Consider the following 20,949-nt stretch of genomic DNA (forward strand, 5'->3'; position numbering starts at 1 on the left):
ATACGGACGTGGCACAGCATATTTTCCAGCCGGTGGGCGCCATGGCGCGCTGATTGTGCGGGTCGACGTGCTCGACACCAGCAAAGCCGACGACGTCAAGGGCGGCAGCCGGCAGCAGGAACACCGAGACAGGAAGAAGGACGGGCATGTCCGGCAGTGAAAGCGAGAATCCTGCAATCCCTTCACCGACGCCCACACCGACTCGGCGGCCCAGGACGAACCGGGACTGGTGGCCGAATCAGCTGGACCTGCAGGTTCTCCACCAGCACTCGCCCCGGTCCAACCCGATGGACGAGGACTTCGACTACGCGAAGGAGTTCGCGACCCTCGACGTCGACGCGCTGAAGCGTGACGTCTTCGAGGTGATGACGACATCCCAGGACTGGTGGCCCGCCGACTACGGTCACTACGGGCCGCTCTTCATCCGGATGAGCTGGCATGCCGCGGGAACGTACCGCATCGAGGACGGCCGCGGCGGTGGCGGCAGCGGGGCACAGCGCTTCGCCCCCTTGAACAGCTGGCCCGACAACGCGAGCCTGGACAAGGCGCGCCGTCTGCTGTGGCCGGTCAAACAGAAGTACGGCCGGAAAATCTCCTGGGCCGATCTTCTGGTCTTCGCCGGAAACTGCGCCATGGAATCCATGGGGTTCAAGACGTTCGGGTTCGGTTTCGGACGAAAGGACATCTGGGAACCCGAGGAGATCTTCTGGGGGCCCGAGGACACATGGCTCGGAGATGAGCGCTACAGCGGCGACAGGGAACTCACCGGTCCTTTCGCCGCCGTGCAGATGGGACTGATCTACGTCAATCCGGAGGGGCCCAACGGAAACCCGGATCCGATGGCCGCCGCCCGGGACGTCCGGGAGACGTTCGGGCGCATGGCGATGAACGACGAGGAGACGGTCGCACTCATCGTCGGCGGCCACACCTTCGGCAAGTGCCATGGCGCGGTCGACGCCAGTTACATCGGCCCGGAGCCCGAGGCGGCCCCCATCGAGCAGCAGGGCCTCGGCTGGCGGAACACATACGACGGCGGCACGGGCCCCCACGCGCTCACCAGTGGTCTGGAGGGCGCATGGACCACCGAGCCGACCACATGGGACAACGGGTACCTGGACAATCTCTACGGGTACGAGTGGGAGCTGACGAGCAGCCCCGCCGGCGCCCACCAGTGGACTCCCACGGACCCCGCGGCGCGGAACACCGTGCCCGACGCCCATGATCCGTCGAAGCGGCACGCCCCCATGATGCTGACGACGGACCTCGCGCTGAAGGTGGACCCGGTCTACGGCCCGATCACGAAGAGGTTCCACGAGAACCCGGACGAACTCGCGGTGGCGTTCGCCAAGGCGTGGTACAAGCTGCTGCACCGCGACATGGGGCCCCTCTCGCGTTACCTCGGCCCGTGGATTCCCGAGCCACAGCTGTGGCAGGACCCCGTTCCCGTCGTCGACCACGAACTGGTCGGGGACGAGGACATCGCCGCCCTCAAGGGCAGGATCCTCGCCTCGGGTCTTTCCGTCCCCCAGCTGGTCACCACCGCCTGGGCGTCGGCGGCGAGCTTCCGCGGTACCGACAAGCGCGGCGGGGCGAACGGAGCACGGATCCGGCTCGCGCCGCAGAAGGACTGGGAGCTCAACGCCCTCCCCGAGGTGACGGAGGTACTGCGCACGCTCGAGGAGATCCAGCAGGACTTCAACGCCTCGCAGACCGGCGGAACGCGGGTCTCCCTCGCCGACCTGATCGTCCTCGCCGGGTGCGCGGCCGTCGAGCAGGCCGCGCGGAACGCCGGGTACGACGTCACGGTTCCGTTCGCACCGGGGCGTACGGACGCCTCGCAGGAGCAGACCGACGCGGCGTCGTTCGCCGTGCTGGAGCCCAAGGCGGATGCCTTCCGCAACTACCTTCCGGCGGGCGAGAAGCTGTCGCCGGAGACCCTCATGCTGGACCGCGCCAACCTGCTGACGCTGACCGCTCCCGAGATGACGGTGCTGATCGGCGGCATGCGGGCCCTGAACACCGGCTTCAAGGGATCCCCCCACGGTGTCTTCACCCACCGGCCGGAGACCCTGACCAACGACTTCTTCGTCAACCTGCTCGACATGGGCACGGAGTGGAAGGCGTCGGCTACGGACGAGAACGTGTTCGAAGGCCGGGATCGCGCCACCGGCGAGGTCAAGTGGACCGCCACCGCCGTCGACCTGATCTTCGGTGCGCACTCCCAGCTCCGAGCCGTCTCGGAGGTCTACGCGTCCCAGGACGCGGGAGAGAAGTTCGTACGTGACTTCGTGGCAGCGTGGAACAAGGTGATGAATCTCGACCGGTTCGACCTCGCCTGAGCCCGACGTCCCGGTCGGCCGTCATCGGCCGACCGGCGGCGAGCGCGACCGCGAGGACCAGGTGAACGGCTGCCCACCAGAAGGCGGTGGTGCAGCCGTGGGTCATGCTCGCGGGCGCCGCCCGCGTCCGTCGGCCGGCTGAAGGGACGTCACGATGGCGGTACGCCGACCGAGTCCACCTGGCCGCCGCCCCCCTGCCAAGGGCAGGCGTACGGCCTCGTACTGGAGTCGGCTGGACCACGCATGGCAGGCGACAGGAAGCCGTTTCGGGGCAAGCGCGGCGGGACGTTTGTGGGAACGCCTCAGCGCGGCGGACTTCTTCGGCCATTCGTTCCAGCTCGCGTCGCTCGCCTTCCTCTGCTTCTTCCCGTTCCTGATCCTTGTCACCGCCGCGTTCGGCCAGGACGCGGCGAAGGTCATGGCGGGATGGCTCGGACTGAACGAGCAGGCGGCCCAGGCCGTGGCCGGTCTGTTCAAACCCAATCCCGGCTCGTACACCCTCAACCTGGTGAGCGCCGTGTTGCTGATCGCGGGGGCGGTCGCCGTGGCCGGCACCCTGCAAGGCTGGTACCAGTTCCTCTTCGGCACGCCGTCACGTTGGTGGCGGGACCTGGGGGCTCAGCTCGTGTGGCTGGCGACGCTGGTCGCCTACAGCGCGGCCCGGGCCGGGATCGGCGCAGCACTCGGATCGCGGCTGAGCACCCTGCCCGATTTCGTCCTGGCGCTGTTCTTCTGGTGGGGGACCATGCGGCTGCTGCTGACCGGAGCGGTCACCTGGCGCTTCCTCCTGCCGGCGGCTGTGACCACCGGTGTCGCCTGGACCGGCCTCGGGTGGTTCTCCTCCCGCTTCTTCTCCGAAACGATCGTGGCCAACAATCAGAAATACGGCCCCGTGGGTGTCGTCATGGTCATCCTGTCCTGGCTGGTGGCGGTAGGCGTGGTCATCCACCTCGGTGCCGTCGTCGGACACGAGTTCGCCAAGTACCGCGCGGTTCGCCGACAGCACTAACCTCAGGCTCGACGCCGGCCGTGGTCCCCGCGTCCGGTCAAGCCGCCCGGCGTGACGGTCGCCGTGGCCGACGGTGCGTGTCCGTGGGCCTTCCATCACTTCAGGCGGTCAGACGCCGGCGGCTTCGGGACGCGCCGCAGCGTCGGACGGGCCAGGGCCAGGTGGAGCACTCGTCGCCAGTCGGCCGGGGGCCTGTTCGGCGGCGTTCCCGGACGGTGACGTGGTACACGCACCCGCAGGGCTCCGGGTACCACCCGGCAGACCACCGGAGCGGGCAGTACGACGGACTCGCCGTCGATGCCGGCCGGCACGGTGTCCGTGTCGGCCTCGACGACCACTTCGGAGGCCGTCAGCCGAGTCACGCCCGGTGACCGCCGGCTTCCCAGGAGCCGGGTCGACAGCCGGGCCGCCTGGCGCGGGGTGTCGACCCGCATGCACAGCACCCCCAGTCGCCCGGAGTCCAGGCTCTCCCGGAGTCCGGGATGCGCCGAGTCGACGACGACGGGGCGGTAGGGGTTGTTGCTAACCAGCAGGGCCTGCAGTCCCCCGATCCGCGTGTGTCCGGCACGCATGCGCAGCCGTGGGGCCCCGGGGCCGGTGAGGAGAACGGGCAGCGCCTCCAGCGCCGTGCGCAGCTTGGCCTCCCGGTAGGAGGGTTCGCGCACCACGGCCGCGTACGTGCCGAAGGACGCGTTGTTGACGAACACCCGGTCGGCGGCGAACCCCAGGTCGACGCGGAACTCGACGGCATCGGTGAACGCCTCCAGGGCGGCCGCCGGGTCGTCGCGGTCGAGACCGAGATCGAGGGCGAAGTGGTTGCGCGTTCCGGCCGGGACGACCACGAAGGGCACGTCGTGCTGGGCAGCGACCTCGGCGACCAGGGCCTGGGTGCCGTCGCCGCCGGCCACGGCCAGCAGATCGGCCCCCTCGGCCACCGCACGCCGGGCCAGGTCCGCCACGTCCTGGTGTCGCACCGGATCCAGCACGACGATGCTCGCGCCCGTCGCCCTCGCCTTCTCCACCAGGTGGAAGCGGTCCACCTTGCCCCCGCCGGAGCGCGGATTCATCACGACCCACGGGTGCCGCGCCGCCGGCACCGGCCCGGGCTCGCGGGTGCGTCCGGCGGAGGGTCCCGCCGGTGTGATCGCGATCCGGGCGGCTGCGAGTGCCAGGATCCAAAAGCCCCAGGACAGGCAGGCCGGCCACAGCATGCCCCGCGTGGCGAGCAGGGCCGGCACCGCGATGGGAACCAGGACGGCAAGGAGGGCACCCGCGGCCCGGAGGACCCCGGAGTGGGCGAGGACCCACCACACGCCGACGGCCGTGAGGGCCACTCCCGCCACGGCGACGAGTGCCCAGAGCAGGCCTTTCAGCCCGGCGGCGACGAACAGCACGAGCACGCTGCCCGCGAGGGCGAGGAGTGCCAGCCGGGCCCATGCCACGGGCGTTCCGCGGCCGGCTGCCCATGCGACGGCCCGCGCGTCCCGGCCTCGTCCCTGTCGCACGTCGAATCCCATCCCCTCATGCCGCGAGAACAGTGCCGTGCGACGGTCGCGTCGCCCTACCGGAAGCCGGCCGAGGGCCGCTCGGTCTGCACGACGCACAGCGCCCAGATCACGAATCCGGAGATCGCGATCGCCACGATCGACCACAACGGGTAGTACGGCATGGAGAGGAAGTTGGCGAGGATGAGGAAGCCGGCGATGACCACGCCGCCGACCCGGGCCCACGTCGCTGCCTGGAACAGGCCCAGGCTGACCACGAAGGCGACCGCGCCGAGAACGAGGTGGATCCAGCCCCAGCCGGTGAGGTCGTACTGGAAGACATATCCGTTCGTGGTGATGAACACGTTGTCCTGGGCGATGCCCATGATGCCGCGGAAGACGTCGAGCACTCCGCAGATCATCAGCATGACGGCGCCGAACATCATCAGGCCGCCGGCCCATTGCTGCTTCGCCGTTTCCGGGCGGGCTGCAGGTGTCGCAGTCATGGCCCACCTCCTTGTGTGCGTCGTCGCAAGACACCACCACGGCCACCGCTCAGGACCGGCTCGTAGGTGTCGAACTCCTTCTGCCGATTCAATTTGCGCATGTCAAAAGGCCATGCCGCCTCACCCCGAACGGGTGAGATGGCGTGTTCGAGGACTCACCCTGCCCCGTTGCCGAAGGGCCGGGCCCGGGCGATGAGCAGTGCCACGTCGTCCTCGCCGCCGGGCGGGCGCAGGATCTCCAGGAGCCGGTCGCAGGTGCTTTCCAGGTCGTGGCCGCGTGTCGCGGTGAGGGCGTCGAGGAGGGTGTCCAGGCGAGCGTCGATGGGTTCGCTCCGGGTTTCGACCAGGCCATCGGTGTAGAGGACCAGCACGTCGCCGGGGTGGAAGGTGATGGTGGCGGCCTCGAAGGGCACCCCGCCGACGCCGAGCGGCGCGCCGGTGGGGAGGTCGAGGAGCCGGGCTGCTCGGCCGAGTCGTATCAGGACCGGAGGCAGGTGGCCGGCGAGGCAGATCTCGCACGTGCCCAGGTGCGGGTCGTAGACGCAGTAGACGCAGGTGGTGATGGTCTGCTCGACACCTTCGGTCAGGTGATCCAGGTGATGGAGAGCCTCGGCGGGGGCGACGGCGAGCTCGGCGAACGCGCGGGCGGCACTGCGGAGTTGCCCCATGGTGGCGGCGGCTTTGATACCGCTGCCCATCACGTCCCCGACGACCAGGGCGGTTCTGTCACCCTGGAAAGGTACGGCGTCGTACCAGTCGCCGCCAATCTCGCACGTGGCGCTGGCGGGCTGGTAGCGGCAGGCGACCTCCAGGCCGGGCAGGTGCGAGGGGCGCTCGGGGAGCAGACTGCGCTGGAGGGTGAGGGCCGTCTGGCGCTGGGCCTGGTAGCCGCGGGCGTTGTCGATGCAGACCGCGGCCCGGGTGGCCAACTCGCCGGCGAGGAAGGCGTCGTCTTCGTCGAACGGCGCGGGGTTCAGGGTGCGTGCGAGGTCGAGGGCGCCCAGGACTTCGCCCCGGGCCAGGAGCGGTACGGCGAGATAGGAGTGAACGCCGGCCGCGGCGAGGAGGGCGGCGGCCTCGCCGTGCCGGGCGATGCGCTCCAGATCCTGACGGGTGGCGTGGGGCACCAGGACCGGTTGGCGGGTGCGCACGCACTGGGTGATCAGGCAGTCGCTGTCGTAGGTGGCGAGTCCCTCTGGCGGATCGGCCGCGCGGACCGCCTCGGTGGAGTGGGCCGCACTGACGGCGAGGGCGCGGAAGCGGGCCGGGCCCTCGCGTGACGCGCTCCGGCCGTCGAGGGCGCTGTCGAGTACGTCCACGGCGGCCACGTCGGCCAGGACCGGTACGACGATGTCGGCGAGCTCGCGTGCCGTCGTCTCCAGGTCGAGCGTGGAACCCACGCAGGCGGAGGCCTGGGCGATCAGTGCCAGCCGTTGCCGGGCCTGTGCCACCTCGGCAGCGGCTCGATGGCGCTCGGTGACGTCGATGACGGAATACGCCAGGCCCAGGACCCGCCCACCGGAATCCTCCAGCCGGTAGTACGAGACGGACCAGGCGTGCTCGTGGTCCGGGTCGGCGGGGGGACGGCAGACGATGTGCCGGTCCACGACCGACTCGCCCGTCTCCAGGACCCGGCGCAGACGTGCCTCGGGGTTCGTGTCCAGGTAGGTCAGGACCTCGCCGACCGGCCGGCCGAGACGCTCTGCGGCGGACTGGCCGGTGATGCGTTCGAGAGCGGGATTCACCGCGAGGTACCGCAGGTCCGGGTCCAGAATGGCCAGCCCGACCGGGGACTGGGACACCAGACGCATGGCCAGGGAGGCATCTCGCTCGATCCGTTCCACAGCGGCCTGGTCCGCGGCGAGGCCCAGAACGTAGACACCACCGAGGTCGTCCATCAGCCGCATGTTGCGGAACTCCACCCGGCGGGTGCTGCCGTCCTTGTGCCGGATCGGGAAGGACCCTGCCCAGTCGGTGCCGGATTCCATGATCCCGGCGAACAGCTTGATCACTTCGTCCCGGTGCTCCTCGTGGACCGTGAGCCGGGCCGCCTGCTGACCCAGCGCTTCCGCGGCGGTGTAGCCGAACAGGTCCTCGGCCTTCGGGCTCCAGAAGACCACCCGGCCGTTCGCATCCAGCACCACCGCGGCGACGCTCAGCAGATCCAGCAGGCCACTGGGCGGCGCGCCAGGACCCGCCACCGGCCGGCCGTGGCCTGCTCGGGAGGAGTCCTTCGTGCCCATGCCTCGTGTTCCTTCCCGCTCGGCGCCTCGGCTCCTGCCGTACCGGCGGGTTTTCTGCCCTCATCCATGGTCCGCCCAGACCCGGGAGCGCACACCTGGACCTTTGTGTGGTTCGGCGGTGTCCGCCACCGGTACGGGGGTCGTCTGCTCGGCCCAGATGATCTTGCCGGTGGACAGGTACCGGGCGCCCCACCGGGCGGCGAGCTGGGCGACGAGGAAGAGACCTCTGCCGCCCTCGTCGGTGGTGGCCGCGTAGCGCAGGTGAGGCGAGGTGCTGCTGGTGTCCGAGACCTCACAGATCAGGCTGCGGTCGTACAGCAGGCGCACCCGGATCGGCCCGGTCGCGTAGCGGATGGCGTTGGTGACCAGTTCGCTGAGGATGAGTTCGGTGGTGAACACCAGCTCGTCCAACCTCCACTCCGAGAGCACCTGGTGGACCCTGGTGCGCGCATCGGCCACCGCCGCGGGATCGGAGGGCACTTCCCAGGTGACGATCCGGTCGTCCGCCAGGGCGCGGGTCCGGGCGACGAGCAGGACGACGTCGTCGCGGGGACGCACGGGCAGCAGCGCGTCCAGCACCGCGGTGCAGGTCTCCTCCGGGGTGCGGCCCGCGTCGCCGAGGACGGCGCTCAGCAGCGCGAGGCTCTCGTCGACGTCGCGGTTGCGGGCCTTGATCAGCCCGTCGGTGTACAGCACGAGCCGACTGCCCTCGGGCAACCGCAGTTGCGTGGTCTCGAACGGCAGCGCTGCCAGACCCAGCGGCGGCCCGGCCGGCACGTCCGGGAACTCCACGGTGCCGTCGGGGATCACCACCGCGGGCGGCGGGTGCGCGGCCCGTGCCATCGTGCAGGCCCGGGTGGTCGGGTCGTAGATCACGTACACGCAGGACGCGCCGGTGATCCCCGTCCTGCCGTCGTCGCTGGCGTCCTCCTCGTCGATCCGTGCGACGAGCTCGTCCAGATGCCACAGCAGTTCGTCAGGGGGGATGTCGAGCGCGGAGAAATTGCGCACGGCCGTTCGCAGCCGCCCCATGGTGGCCGCCGCGTGCAGGCCGTGACCGACGACGTCGCCCACCGCCAGCGCGACCCGCCCGCCGGGCAGCGGGATGGCGTCGAACCAGTCGCCGCCCACGGACCGGGCCGGCAGATACCGGTGGGCGAGGTCGACGGCGTTCTGGTCGGGCATGGCGCGCGGCAGCAGGCTGCACTGCAGAGCGACAGCCATCGCGTGCTCGTGGGTGTACCGGCGGGCGTTGTCGACGGAGACCGCCGCGCGGGCCACCAGTTCCTCGGCCAGCGACAGATCGTCCTCGTCGAAGGGCTCACGCTCCCGCATGCGCCAGAAGTAGGCCACGCCGAGCAGCACACCCCGGGCGCGCAGCGGGGCCACGATGCGCGAGCGGAGGCCGGCGGCGAGGATGGCCTCCGCTCGCGCCGGGTCCTGGGCACGCCACGCCTGCGCGGCACGGAGGTCGGGCTCGAGCACCGCCTGCTGGTGGCCGAACGCCCACGCCTGCGGTGTGGCGGGGTCCAGCTCGAAGACCTCGTCGAGCCGGATGAAGGGATGCTCCTCGCGAATGCCGTGCACGGCCACCCGGTGCATCCGGGAGCCACCGCCGGGCGCCGGTTCCTCGCCGTGCAGGACGCACTCCACGAGATCGACCACGGCGAAGTCGGCGAAGTGCGGTATCACGACCCTGGCGAGTGCTGCGGCGGTATGTTTCACGTCGAGTGAGGTCCCCATGGACCCGCTGGCGTCATAGAGAAGCTGCAGGCGCCTGCGAGCCGCCTCGGCCTTCTGTGAGAGCAGCCGGAGTTCGGTTGAATCCCGCAGCGTGGCCACGCTCCCCGGAGGGCCGCCGTCGCGCCCCGTCGGCCAGCAGTTGACCACCAGCAACCGCTCCCCGACGGTGAGCACCTCGTCGCTGACGACGCGTCCCGGAGCCAGCAACTCGGCCGCCGCCCGCTCGAGCCCGAGCTCGGACAAGGGACGTCCCTCGACGTCTCCCGTGAGACCGAGCAGCCGCCGCGCCTCGTCGTTGACCACGGTGATCCGCCCGTGCGGGTCCAGGCCGACGACGCCCTCCCGGATACCGTGCAGCGTGGCCTCCCGGTCCTGGAGCAGGCCCGCGATCTCCTCCAGCTCCAGTCCGAACGTGCTCCGCTTGAGCCGTGCGGCCAGCAGGAAGGCGGCGCCCGCTCCGACCGCCAGCGCGACCCCGGCGTAGATGCCCAAGGCGGGCAGCTCACGCACCAACTCGCCGGACACCTGCGCCTCCGGAATGCCGGCCGAGACCTCTCCCACCAGACGGCGACCGCCGCCCGGTGCGTACACCGGCACCAGGCCATTGGCCGAGCGGCCCGTCGCACCCACGTTGATCCTCGTGTGTGCCTTTCCGTCCCGGACCACGATCGGTTCGGAGACTTTCCGGCCGATCAGGGCGGGAGTGGGATGCGAATGACGGACACGGTGCAGGTCGATCACCACGACATAGGAGGCACCGGAGTCGGTGGTGATGCGCTGGGCCGTGCTTTGCACGACGCCGTGGCGCGTCGGCGGCGCTCCGGCGGCCAGCGCGCCGCGAATCTGCGGGTCTCCGGCCGCGATCCGCGCGATCGCCACCGCCCGCTGCTCGTACAGGGCGTCCAGCCGGGCGCGCTGGGTGGAGGCGAACAGTGCGAAACCGATGGTGCTCGTCACCGCGAGGATCAGCAGCAGGGCGAGGAGAATGCGCTGCGAGAGCTTGCGTCTGCGGCCACCCGGCCGCCGTCCCCGCCCGGGCCACCAGACCACCGACGCCCACATCCCTCCGGTGACGGAGAAGACATATAGACAATTGTCGCGCCTTCTCCTGGCGGACGCAGACTCGTCCGGGGAAAGGCATGCGCGCACCGGGCGGGCCGTACCGGCATCAGCGGACGACGTTTCCCCGCGCCGCCGCGGCGAGGCTCGGCTGGAGGCGGCGGGCGGCGTCGACGTGGTCACGGGTCCAGATGACGCGGACGGCGGTGGCGGTGGCCCGGCCGCGGCCGTCGACGAGGTCGGTGCGGACGGACTCCACGAGCTGCGATGCGGACTTGGGGCGGAGCGGTACCGGGTCGGGGGTGGGCGCCTTGTGACCGAGACTCGCCGCGAAGCCGCAGTACCAGTCCATGACCGCGCAGGCGGCGCCGACGACGGCGCGGTGGGCGTCGGTCTGCCCGGCGTGGCCGGGCGTCGGCCCGCTGTCCCGCCACAGGGAGAGGACGGCGTCGGCGGCCAGGCGCAGGGCCGCCACTCCGGTGACGAGCGCGGTCATGTCGGCCAAGGGCAGGGGCTTGGCGCCGCGTTCGGCCAGGTACGTCCGGAAGGCGTCGTCGAGGCGGCGGGCGGAGGCCGCCGCCTGGAGGTTCTGCCGCACCGGTTCGCCGACGGGCGCGGCGGGGTCCGCTGGGCCGGAGGCGCCGAGGGTGTAGCGCACGGCGTCGACGAGGTAGTGAGCGCTGTCGGTGTACGCCTCGGCGAGAGCCTTGTGGACGGCGGCCGCGGCACCACGGGGCCAGAAGAACAACGCGACGGCGATGCTGACGGCGCAGCCCAGGGCGATGTCCTGGACGCGGAGCAGGACGATGTGCCAGTCGGGGTTCTGGCCGATGTTGAACAACACGGCGACCGTGACGGTGAAGGCGGCCTGTCCCGCGGTGAAGGAGATCGCGGCGGGGGCGATGCCGGCCACCAGGACGGCGGGCGGCAGCAGGAACCAGAGGGCGGTGCCGTGCTGGCCGATCAGTTGGAGCAGCCCGGCGCCGATGAACGAGCCCACCACGGTGCCGAGCACCGCCCGCAGGGCGTTCTGGCCGGTGTTGAGCGCATTGGAGCGCAGCACGGACAGGGTGCCGAGCAGGACCCAGAAGGAATGCTGTATCCCGGTGAGCTCGGCGAGGAGCACCGCGATGGCGAGCCCGACGGCGCCGCGCAGGCTGTTGTGCAGCCAGACCGAGCGGAGTCCGAGGTGCGCTGTGGCCCGTTCGCGGGCCAGGGCCAGCGGTGCGGTCAGCGCGCCCGGTTCACGGCCGAGGAGCCGTTCGTGCCAGGGACGTTGCCATGCGGTGGCGGCCAGTTCGACGTTGCCGGCGATCTGCAGGACGGCGTAGCCGAGCTCCTGGGCCCGGAAGGACAGGTCGAGTGTGGCGATGAACGCGTAGACCTCCGCCGGGCTGTCACCGACCGGGTGGTCGGCGGGCAGGCGCACCGTGGAGGTCTTCTCCATCCCTTTCATGGTCTGCCGCAGCACCTCCATGGAGGTCCGCAGCGGGCCTGTGTCGCCGCGCATCTCCGTCAGGAGGCCGGCGGCGTGATCGAGGACGTCGGCGGCGACGAGGCGCACCGTGCGCGCGGCCGGGTCGCAGGCCGGGGGCCCGTCGGTGTAGGCGGGTCGGTCCGCCAGGATGGTGCTCAGCCAGGTCAGCTCGTCGACCAGGCGGACCACGGCGCGCGAGGTCGTGGACAGACCGGTGGGGCGGTACGGGGTGGTGTCGAAGGCGCGCCGCAGTTCCGCGCCGGCGTCGGCGATCAGCTCGGCTGCCGCCCGGCGCTGCGCGGCGTCGGCCACCGGTCCCAGGCCCCCCAGGCCGGAGGCGTCCGTGCGCAGGTGGGCGGCGGCGGCACGGCAGACCTGGGCCGCGGGCGCGCAGAGCGGATCGGCGACGGGCCGCGGCCACAGCAGCCGGACCGCGGGCAACGCCGCCGCGGCCGCCAGCCCGGCACCCGCGAGGCGGTCGGGCAGCTGGGACAGCGGCACCTGTGACGTGACCGGCAGAACGAACGCCAGCAGGAGCGCGGTCGTACTGCCCGCCAGGAGTGAGCTGACGACGCCGGAGAAGAGGACGACGAAGCCGACCAGCAGCGTCGTGACGACGGCGAGCCAGGTCACGCGCGCCACGAGTGTCCCCACGCAGATCAGCACCGCCCAGGCCACCCCGAGCCACGTCTGCGCGCGCAGCCGCTCCGCCATCGGGCCGCTGAAGTCGACCAGCAGCAGCATCGAGAAGGACCCGAACGCGGCGAAACTCGCCATCGCCGGGGAGTGCAGGACCTGACCGCACAGCGCGAACAGGGCCGGCATGACGATCGCGGTCCGCCCGGCCCGCCGCGTCGCCGCCAGATCCGGATCGCGCTCACGCCACCACGAGAGCAGCCTCGGCGCGGTCGGTGTCTGCCCGGACATACGCACCTCCCGCCGACCCGGCCGTGGCCGGCTGCGACGCCCCGCGCCGCGCCCTTCATGGCATCCGGTCGGCCGACGGCCGAGGGGCGGCGGGTCACGTCCACATCGTGGTGACGCGACCGGCACCTGAGCGCGCGTCACCAGAGCCGATCCGGCCGCTGGTTGAGGCGGCGCCGAGCCCGCGGTGTCATCCGGGCGCGAAGGAGAAGCTGTGCCACAGGCCGGTGGCCCTGACAACCCGGTCCGACGCCCCGATGTCCAGGTAGCTGCTCTGTCCACCGGGCGGCACGGTGCAGTCCGGTGTCGTGTACAGGAGCAGGCTGCTCTGTGTCTGATTGTTGACGTGGGTCACGCCCTCGGGGAAGCGGTGGCACCGGTGGATCGGCGGGTTGGAGAGGGTCTGCACGATCCTGAAACCGTTGCGCGCCACGATCTGACCGGACGCCTGGTCCTGGCAGGCGGTGAGCGCGACACCGAGCAACGTGATGCCGGTGAGCGCGGCCAACAACCGTGAAGGGGGCATCGAGCGCCTCCTGAGGTGCGGGGAGCTGCCGGGGATCTCGTCCTTTCCTCACTATCCGCCAGACGGGACGGAGTCGCACGGTGAGGCCCCGCCGCCCGGCGGTTGCGGGCGTGCCGTCGCCGAGCGTTCGGTTCCCGGCTGTGTCCGGGGGCCGGTGGCGGCGCCGTGGCCGCACCAGGACCCGCGACTTACGCTGATCCAGGGGGCCCATCCGGGTGAATCGCACACCGAAAGGGGCGCCCCGATGGACGACTACCCGCTGATCGAGAACCACGGTCTGATCGGAGATCTGCAGACCGCGGCGCTGGTGACCACCGAGGGCGTGGTCGACTGGTTCTGCTCTCCGCGCTTCGACTCGCCGAGTGTCTTCGGGGCGCTGCTGGACAAGGACAAGGGCGGGCACTGCACGGTCCGGCCGGCGCATCTCACCCATGCGACCAGGCAGTTGTACCTGCCCGACACGGCGATCCTGGTGACCCGGTTCATGACCGAGGCGGGCGCCGGTGAGGCTGAGGTGAGGGAGGGTGCTCGACTTCATGCCCTTGAAGGCTCCCCTCCCTGGAGGGAGGGGATGCGTCGCCCTCCAGGGCTGTGCGGGGATTTACGGCTCAGGCCGCCGCCGGAGCCGGCGGCTCGGGTGGTCTTACGCCCTCGGCACCGTCCGGGTTCCAACCTGCCCGGACCAGCATCACGCGGGCGGAGTTCTTGTCCCTGGGGGACACGGCCGCGCACGCGGTGCAGGTATACGTTCTCATCGAGAGAGGTAGTGCGTGCTTGGTTCTCGCTCCGCACGTGGCACAGTCCATCGTGGTGTGCGCCGGGTGCACGAGACGGACGTCCCGTGCGTGCTTGCGGCCCATCTCGCACAGGGCACGCTTCGTCGCGGCGATGGCGGCATCGGCCGCCTTGCGGGCCATGGTGGTCTTCGCCAGGAACCTCGGCCGAAAGTCCTCCACCGCGACCCCGTCGTGGCCGCGCATCACCCGCTTGGCCCACTTGCGGGCGGTGTCCTCCCGCCGCCTCGCGATCTTCTTGTGCAGCTTCGCCGCCTGTGCCTGCGCCTTGCGGTAGCCGGCGGATGCGGGCTGTCCCTTCGAAGGCCGGCGCCGGGCCATCATCCGCTGATACCTCGCCAGCCGCTGCGCGGCCCGCCTGCCGTGCTCGGCATGCGCCAGGTCGTAGGCGTCGTCCGTGGTGGTGGCGGTCTCCGTCACACCCCAGTCCACCCCGAGCACGCGCCCCGTGGGAGCGAGCGGTTCGCTCTGCGCGGGAACGACGAAGGACGCATACCAGTGGCCAAGGCTGTCCTGGTACACGCGCACACTGGACGGGTCCGCGGGCAGCTCCCGCGACCACACCACCGTCAGCACGATCTGGCCCGCGAGGTGCAGGCGGCCGTCATCGAGGCGGAAACCGCGCTTGGTGTAGTTGAGGCTGGGCCGCGCCTCCCGCTTCTTCTTCCACCTGGGCATCCCGGCCCGGCGGTGCATCGGAAGCCGGTCCTTGATGTCCTTCAGCGCTTTGGCACGGGACGTGGCGAAGTCGCGTATCACCTGCTGCTGCGGCACGCTCGCGCCCTCAGCCAGCCAGGGCGTCACCCCGCGCGCCTCGGTCAGCATCTTGTCCAACTGCCCCGGACCACAGGTCACCTTCTCACCCGTCGCCCGGCCCTGCGCGTGCACCTGCCGGGACTTCCCGACGCACTCATTCCAGATCCACCGGCAGCGATCCCACTCCGCTTCGAGTGCGCGCCGCGCGGTAGCCGACAGGCGCACACGGAAGGTGTACCGGGCATGCCCGGTCTCCTTCGTGGTCGCCTCTGTCGTCATGCATCCGAATCTACTTGAGGGGGCTGACAGTTGGGAGTTCTTGATCATGGTGGGCGGCATCACCGCCGTGCGGGGTGGACGCCGGATCGCCCTGACGGCGATCCGGCTGTCCCTGCCCTGCTCCGCAGGAGTCCGATTCCTCCCCGGTCTGAAGGCCGGGGCATCCTCGGAGGAACCCGGTGAAGACCGCCTTCCAGATCTTCACGTCGACCGGGTTGCCGGCGGCGTCGAGGGTGAAGCCCCTCGAGGTGTTCATCCACGAGTTGGCCGCCAGGATGCCGAAGGCGCCGAGCAGGGCCACGAGCGGCAGTGGAAGACCGAGCAGGAAGTGGGCCCGGGAGGCAAGCCGCCGCCAGCCGTAGAGGTAGATGGCGATGAGGACGGCCTCCAGGAAGAACGCCCAGGCCTCGACGCCGAACCCGATGCCGAAGACATCGCCCCACCGGCCCATCATGCCCGGCCACAGCAGCCCGAACTCGAAGGACGGCACGGTACCGGTGACGACGCCGATCGCGAACTGGACCGCCATGACGGCCGACCACCGGCGGGCCAGCAGCAAGGGCGGTGGCGTCGCCACGGCGCAGACCGTAGTCGTGCATGATGAGCGTGATCAGCGGCAGGGCCACGCCCAGGGGCATCAGAATGATGCGCGAGGCCAGGGTGAAGGCCATCATCGATCGGGCCGGCAGCGTCTGCGGCGGCACGTCCGCGGGCAGCAGGAGCGTGTGCATGTGAGGTGTCTCCAGAGGCCGACGCGGGTGGGTGGGGGTCAGCCGCCGGTGGCGAAGCCGGGGAAGAGAGTCATCCCGCCGTCGACGTACAGGGTGGTGCCCACGACGTAGTCCATCAGGTCGGACGCGAGGGCGACGACGGCGTGGGCGATGTCCTGGGGATCGCCGATCCGCTTGTACGGGATCAGCCGCATGAGGTCCTGCTGTGCCTCCGGCGTCTCCCAGGCGCTGCGGTTGATGGGGGTCTTGACGGCTCCGGGGGCGACCGCGTTCACCCGGATCCGCTTCGGAGCGAGTTCCTGGGCCAGGGTCTCCATCATCATCTGCACGCCGCCCTTGGACGCGGCGTAGTTGACGTGACCGCTCCACGGGATGATCTGGTGCACCGAGCTCATGCAGATGATCTTCCCGGCCGCGCAGGACACCTCCGGGACGGTCCCGCGGCGCAGGAACTCCTTGGTCACCTCACGCGCGCACAGGAACTGCCCGGTGAGATTGACGTCCAGGACCTTCTGCCACTGGGCGAGGGTCATGTCCGTGACCGACGCGTCCCGCTGCAGTCCCGCGTTGGCGACCAGGATGTCGATCGTGCCGAACTCCTTGACCATCCGGTCCACCATGGCGACGACCTGCTGCTCGTCGGAGACGTCCGCCTCGTAGGCGGCCGCCCGCACCCCGAATGCGGTGATCTCCTCGACCACCTTCTCGGCGTCCTCACGGCCGGCCACGTAGTTCACCCCGACATCGGCGCCCGCCCGGCCCAGGGCGATGGCCGTGGCCTTGCCGATGCCGGAGTTCGCGCCGGTCACGAGTGCCTTCTGGCCCCGCAGCAGCTGGGTGGGGATGACGCCCTGGGGCGCGCCCTCGGTGGAACTCACGATGTCCTGCTCCTCCACTGCGTGCCCGCATCCAGCCGGGCCCGTCGCCCGGAGGTCCGGGCATCAGCCAAGCACCGCCGGGAGGGGGCGGCATCCCGGAGGGGACCGCGTTGCGCTGCCCGGCTGAGTTCTTCGCCCGGTCGGAGCCGGGGCAGGCGGAGGGTCAGCCGAGCCGCTCCAGCAGGTGGTCGCCCACGCGAAGGGCGTTGGCCATGGCCGTCAGGGACGGATTGACCGCGCCGATGCTCGGGAAGAAGCTCGTGTCGACGACGTAGAGGTTGTCCAGGTCGTGGGCCTTGCAGTGGACGTCCAGGGCCGAGGACGCCGGGTCGGTGCCGAAGCGCACCGTGCCGGCCTGGTGTGCGGTGGCGCCGATCGGCATGCCCTTGTGTAGATAGATGCTGCGGGACAGCAGACGGTGCTCGTGCATGCCCAGATGGCCGAGCATGTGCTGTAGTTCGTGCCGCAGGCGCTGGACCCCGGCGATGTTGTTGCCCTCGTCGAGGGTGAGCCTGATCCGGCCGTCGTCTTCCAGGGTGACCCGGTTGTCCGGCTGCGGCAGGTCCTCTCCGCACAGCCAGAAGTCGACGGCGTGATGGGCCAGGACCTCGAACGGCATGTCCGGCGCCACCGCTCCGGCCCAGCGCGGCGCCTCGCCGTGGATCTGCTCGGCGTCCGACTTGCCGAGCATCTGGATCCCGCCGAGGGGGTAGTCCCAGTCGTCCGCGCCCAGGTACCAGTCGTGCAGGGCGAGGGTCTTCTGGAACTGGGTGTCGTTGGGCTCCTTCGACACGGCCATCAGCGCCAGGTTGTTGTGGCGCATGTAGTGGCGGCCGACGACGTCCGAGCTGTTCGCCAGCCCGTTCGGATGCCGGTCGCTCGCCGAAGCGAGCAGCAGGGCGGCGGAGTTGACGGCCCCGCAGGCCACGACCACGACGTCGGCCGAGAACCGGGCCTCCTGCTCGTCCGGGAGCTGGACGACGACGCTGGTGACGCTGCGCCCGGAGGGGTCGGTCTCCAGCCGTGTCACCCGGGCGTTGGTGATCATCTCCACGTTGGGGTGCTCCAGCGCCGGCTCCACACAGATCACCTGGGCGTCGGACTTGGCGCGGACCAGACAGGGGAAGCCGTCCACCCGGTTGCAGCGGATGCAGGTACTGGTGTGGGTGGCGCGGCCGACCGCGTCCTGCGTCAGGTTGACGCCGATCGGCAGGTGGAAGGGGTGCAGTCCGCGCTTCTCCAGGTCGTGGCTCAACTGCTCGATGCGCGGCTCGTGTTCGACCGGCGGATAGGCGTACTGAGCGCTGCACGGCCCTTCCCAGGGGTCCTCGCCGTGCCGGCCGTGCACCAGGTAGAGGTGCTCCGCCTGGGTGTAGTACGGCTCCAGGTCGTCGTAACCGATGGGCCAGGCGGGCGAGATGCCGTCGTGATGGCGGAGTTCGCCGAAGTCCTCGGGACGCAGCCGGAACAGTGCCGCCCCGTAGAACTTGGTGTTGCCGCCGACGTAGTAGTTCGCCTCGGGCGGGAACTCGTTGCCGTGCCGGTCCAGCCAGAACTCCGGGGCGCGGTACTTGGCCTTGACGAACACGGCCGTCGAGTCCCAGTTGTCGCGTTCGCGCGGCAGGTAGTCACCGCGTTCGAGGACGAGGACGCGCTTGGCGGACGGGGCGAGACGGTGGGCCAGCGTGCCGCCGCCGGCGCCGGTACCGATCACGATGACGTCGTACGAGGGCAGGGCGTCCACGTCAACCACCGTCCTTGCTCGCGTGGTCTGCGGCCGTTGCGGGTATCCCTCTTCGAACCTACGCGCCCGGCGGTGGTGCGGCACCTGGAATCGAGCCGCGCACCGGTGCGGTCACAGGACGGCGATCGGGTTCACCGGGGATCCGGTCGCCGCCGGGAGCCGCAGCGGGGCGACCACGCACAGGAAGTGCCAGCGCCCCTGCTGTTCGCACACCTCCGCCAGGTCCTCGAAGTCCAGGTAGTCCAGCAGGTGCAGCCCCATAGCGTTGACGGCCAGCACATGCACGGGGAACGCGACCTCGGCGACCGCGCTCGGCGCGGCGTCGCTGTTGCCGTCCGACCCCAGGACGGACACGCGCCGCTCGGCCGGGAAGCGCATCGCCGTCGGATGCAGACCCGCCCTGGCCCGCGTCACGTCCCAGGCCCCGAGGGTCCGCCGCCGCAGGCGGTGCCCCACGCGCACGAACAGCAGATCACCCGGTCCGACGGTGGTCCGCTGGGCGGTCTCGGCCGCGACGAGGTCCTCGGCGGTCACCTGATCGCCGGGCTCGAGCCACTGGACACCGCGCAGGCGCGGGATGTCGAGGAGGACTCCGCGTCCCACGATGCCGTCGCGCACCAGATCGAGGGTGAGCGCCCCGGCGCCGTCCGGTGTCACGGTGCTCGCCGGGATGCCGCCGTACAGCTCGCCGTCGAAGATCACGTGGCACAGGGCGTCGAGGTGGCTGTCGACGTCGCCGTGCACGTTCATGGCGAAGCGGTCACGCGCGAAGTCGAGGCCGTGCCCGTAGGCCTCCCGGCGCGTCGGTGCCGTCATCCGATGGGACGCGGGCTCCGGGCTGTCCGGGCCGGACCGGGTCTCGACGGGCGCGGCCAGCGACACGGTGCGCCCCGACCGGACCTCGGCGGCGGCCGCCACCACCCGCTCCGGGGTCATCCGGTCCAGTGCGCCACGCCGCCGGTCCCCGCCGTCGAGGGCCTGCTCCCTCAGCCGGTGGTACAGGTCGCGGAAGTCCGCTTCGGACAGGGTCCGCGGCGGCGGGGAGTGCGTGGGAGCGGGCCGCTGGTGCGGGGTCATCGGGAACTCCTCCGGGGCTCGGCACGGACGGGCGGCAGCGGTTCCGCCGGCACGGCCGCCCTGCCCGCCGCCGTGCCGGCTCTCCGCCCGGGCCGGGCGGCAAGCGTGCTCCGGCGTGCGTCGAACTCGGGGACGCCCTGCCGTCATTGCACCACTCGGCCACGGGCCCCGCATGTCCGCCCCGCGCCGCCCGTCCCATCTGCCCCGTCCTGGGCTCAATTCGGGGATGAAATCCTTTTCAGACGCGGGGTAGGGTGTTATCACACACGGGTGAAAGGATGCGCACTCAGTTGGTGACGATCCATGACGTGGCGCGGGCCGCCGGGGTGTCCCCGGCGACGGTCTCGCGTGTCTTCAACGGCGGCAAGGTCACGCCGGAACGCGCCCGGTCCGTCCAGCAGGCCGCCGCGGCCCTCGGCTTCGCGCCGAACCGGTTGGCCCGGTCGCTGCGAAAGCAGCAGTCCAGCGTGATCGCCCTGATCATCCCGGACATCGAGAACCCCTTCTTCACCTCGCTCGCCCGCGGGGTCGAGGACGCCGCACAGCGCACCAGCTTCTCGGTCGTCCTGTGCAACTCCGACGAGGACACCGACAAGGAACGCCGCTACCTGGAGGTCGCGCTCGGCGAGCAGATGGCCGGTGTGATCGTGGCCGCGGCCTCGCAGGACGAGACGGACCTCGCGCCGCTGAACGCCCGGGGCGTGCCCGTGGTGGCCGTGGACCGGCGGCCGCACGCGGCCGAGGTGGACGCCGTACAGGTGGACAACCAGCACGGCGGCGAGGTGGCCACCCGTCATCTGCTGCAGGCCGGTTACCGCCGGATCGCCTGCATCACCGGCCCCCGGGGCGCCTCCACGTCCGAGGAGCGCCTCGCCGGGTACCGCATGGCGCTGTACTCCGCGGGCGACGCCGCCCAGGCCGGGGACGCCTACGTGCGGCACGCCGACTTCCGGGTCGAGGGCGGCCGGGCCGCGATGCGCGAGCTGCTGGCGCTGCCCGAGCCGCCGGACGCCGTCTTCGTCGCCAACAACCTCATGACGATCGGTGTCCTGGACGCGCTGCGCGAGGTCGGGCGCACTCCCCCGGCCCTCGGGGTGCTGTCCTTCGGCGACGTGCCGTGGGCGTCGCTGCTGCGGCCCTCTTTGACCGCCGTCGAGCTGCCGTCGTACGAGCTGGGCCGTACCGCCGCCGATCTGCTGCTGCAGCGCATCGAGGGCAAGCCGTCGCCGCTGCAGACCGTGGTGCTGCGCACCAAGCTCCAGGTGCGGGAGAGCACCGCCGGGCCGTGAGCCGGCCGGACGCGCGAAGGGCGCGGTACCGGTCGGGTGACCGGTACCGCGCCCTTGTTCGTGGGCCCTGCGCCGCCGCACGCCCGGGCCC

General features: G+C 71.1%; 14 protein-coding genes and 1 pseudogene. 4 read left to right on the forward strand and 11 right to left on the reverse strand.

Annotation, left to right across the window (positions count from 1 at the left end):
- Nucleotides 1-146: 146 nt before the first annotated feature.
- Nucleotides 147-2,339, forward strand: coding sequence for a catalase/peroxidase HPI (gene katG / locus ACIBJF_RS14275; protein WP_399174000.1), 2,193 nt, complete (start codon nucleotides 147-149; stop codon nucleotides 2,337-2,339).
- 289 nt (nucleotides 2,340-2,628) lie between these two features.
- A complete protein-coding gene (locus ACIBJF_RS14280) occupies nucleotides 2,629-3,348 on the forward strand; it encodes a ribonuclease BN (RefSeq protein ID WP_399174001.1) in 720 nt (239 codons plus the stop codon).
- 95 nt (nucleotides 3,349-3,443) lie between these two features.
- On the opposite strand, the gene ACIBJF_RS14285 is transcribed toward ACIBJF_RS14280, so the two are convergent.
- The 6 genes from ACIBJF_RS14285 to ACIBJF_RS14310 form a co-directional block, all read right to left on the reverse strand.
- On the reverse strand, nucleotides 3,444-4,865 hold the full coding sequence (locus ACIBJF_RS14285) for a diacylglycerol/lipid kinase family protein (RefSeq protein WP_399174003.1): 1,422 nt from the start codon (nucleotides 4,863-4,865) through the stop codon (nucleotides 3,444-3,446).
- A 44-nt stretch (nucleotides 4,866-4,909) separates the two neighbouring features.
- The gene (locus tag ACIBJF_RS14290) at nucleotides 4,910-5,338 is read right to left on the reverse strand and encodes a hypothetical protein (RefSeq protein ID WP_399174004.1); all 429 of its coding nucleotides are present in this window, start codon (nucleotides 5,336-5,338) and stop codon (nucleotides 4,910-4,912) included.
- A 155-nt stretch (nucleotides 5,339-5,493) separates the two neighbouring features.
- A complete protein-coding gene (locus ACIBJF_RS14295) occupies nucleotides 5,494-7,581 on the reverse strand; it encodes a SpoIIE family protein phosphatase (protein WP_399174005.1) in 2,088 nt (695 codons plus the stop codon).
- A 60-nt stretch (nucleotides 7,582-7,641) separates the two neighbouring features.
- Nucleotides 7,642-10,374 (reverse strand): SpoIIE family protein phosphatase, encoded by a 2,733-nt coding sequence (locus tag ACIBJF_RS14300; RefSeq protein WP_399174006.1) that lies wholly within the window; start codon nucleotides 10,372-10,374, stop codon nucleotides 7,642-7,644.
- A gap of 118 nt (nucleotides 10,375-10,492) precedes the next feature.
- A complete protein-coding gene (locus ACIBJF_RS14305; protein ID WP_399174007.1) occupies nucleotides 10,493-12,787 on the reverse strand; it encodes an FUSC family protein in 2,295 nt (764 codons plus the stop codon).
- A 187-nt stretch (nucleotides 12,788-12,974) separates the two neighbouring features.
- The gene (locus ACIBJF_RS14310) at nucleotides 12,975-13,310 is read right to left on the reverse strand and encodes a hypothetical protein (protein WP_399174008.1); all 336 of its coding nucleotides are present in this window, start codon (nucleotides 13,308-13,310) and stop codon (nucleotides 12,975-12,977) included.
- Between the two features lie 244 nt (nucleotides 13,311-13,554).
- On the opposite strand from ACIBJF_RS14310, the pseudogene ACIBJF_RS14315 reads away from it, so the two are divergent.
- Nucleotides 13,555-13,818: pseudogene (locus tag ACIBJF_RS14315) on the forward strand (trehalase-like domain-containing protein); the annotation flags it as partial.
- A 100-nt stretch (nucleotides 13,819-13,918) separates the two neighbouring features.
- On the opposite strand, the gene ACIBJF_RS14320 reads toward ACIBJF_RS14315, so the two are convergent.
- From ACIBJF_RS14320 to ACIBJF_RS14340, 5 genes are all read right to left on the reverse strand, one after another.
- Nucleotides 13,919-15,139 (reverse strand): RNA-guided endonuclease InsQ/TnpB family protein, encoded by a 1,221-nt coding sequence (locus ACIBJF_RS14320; protein WP_399174009.1) that lies wholly within the window; start codon nucleotides 15,137-15,139, stop codon nucleotides 13,919-13,921.
- Nucleotides 15,140-15,149: 10 nt separating this feature from the next.
- Nucleotides 15,150-15,716 (reverse strand): cytochrome ubiquinol oxidase subunit I, encoded by a 567-nt coding sequence (locus tag ACIBJF_RS14325; RefSeq protein WP_399174010.1) that lies wholly within the window; start codon nucleotides 15,714-15,716, stop codon nucleotides 15,150-15,152.
- 192 nt (nucleotides 15,717-15,908) lie between these two features.
- Nucleotides 15,909-16,748, reverse strand: coding sequence for an SDR family oxidoreductase (locus tag ACIBJF_RS14330; protein WP_399174011.1), 840 nt, complete (start codon nucleotides 16,746-16,748; stop codon nucleotides 15,909-15,911).
- Between the two features lie 163 nt (nucleotides 16,749-16,911).
- On the reverse strand, nucleotides 16,912-18,492 hold the full coding sequence (locus ACIBJF_RS14335) for a GMC oxidoreductase (RefSeq protein ID WP_399174012.1): 1,581 nt from the start codon (nucleotides 18,490-18,492) through the stop codon (nucleotides 16,912-16,914).
- Nucleotides 18,493-18,603: 111 nt separating this feature from the next.
- Nucleotides 18,604-19,569 carry a cyclase family protein gene (locus ACIBJF_RS14340; RefSeq protein ID WP_399174013.1) on the reverse strand — a complete coding sequence of 322 codons (966 nt, stop codon included), beginning with the start codon at nucleotides 19,567-19,569 and terminating at the stop codon, nucleotides 18,604-18,606.
- A 278-nt stretch (nucleotides 19,570-19,847) separates the two neighbouring features.
- Between ACIBJF_RS14340 and ACIBJF_RS14345 the strand changes: the two genes are divergently transcribed.
- Nucleotides 19,848-20,858, forward strand: coding sequence for a LacI family DNA-binding transcriptional regulator (locus ACIBJF_RS14345; RefSeq protein ID WP_399174014.1), 1,011 nt, complete (start codon nucleotides 19,848-19,850; stop codon nucleotides 20,856-20,858).
- Nucleotides 20,859-20,949: the final 91 nt, after the last annotated feature.

It is taken from the genome of Streptomyces sp. NPDC050743 (assembly GCF_044456925.1).
Taxonomy (GTDB): Bacteria; Actinomycetota; Actinomycetes; order Streptomycetales; family Streptomycetaceae; genus Streptomyces.

Bases quoted from the DNA above. Each gene is read 5' to 3' on its own strand.
- katG (WP_399174000.1), top strand. From the start codon at position 147: ATGTCCGGCAGTGAAAGCGAGAATCCTGCAATCCCTTCACCGACGCCC.
- ACIBJF_RS14285 (WP_399174003.1), bottom strand. From the start codon at position 4,865: ATGGGATTCGACGTGCGACAGGGACGAGGCCGGGACGCGCGGGCCGTC.
- ACIBJF_RS14290 (WP_399174004.1), bottom strand. From the start codon at position 5,338: ATGACTGCGACACCTGCAGCCCGCCCGGAAACGGCGAAGCAGCAATGG.
- ACIBJF_RS14295 (WP_399174005.1), bottom strand. From the start codon at position 7,581: ATGGGCACGAAGGACTCCTCCCGAGCAGGCCACGGCCGGCCGGTGGCG.
- ACIBJF_RS14305 (WP_399174007.1), bottom strand. From the start codon at position 12,787: ATGTCCGGGCAGACACCGACCGCGCCGAGGCTGCTCTCGTGGTGGCGT.
- ACIBJF_RS14310 (WP_399174008.1), bottom strand. From the start codon at position 13,310: ATGCCCCCTTCACGGTTGTTGGCCGCGCTCACCGGCATCACGTTGCTC.
- ACIBJF_RS14320 (WP_399174009.1), bottom strand. From the start codon at position 15,139: ATGACGACAGAGGCGACCACGAAGGAGACCGGGCATGCCCGGTACACC.
- ACIBJF_RS14340 (WP_399174013.1), bottom strand. From the start codon at position 19,569: ATGACCCCGCACCAGCGGCCCGCTCCCACGCACTCCCCGCCGCCGCGG.
- ACIBJF_RS14345 (WP_399174014.1), top strand. From the start codon at position 19,848: ATGCGCACTCAGTTGGTGACGATCCATGACGTGGCGCGGGCCGCCGGG.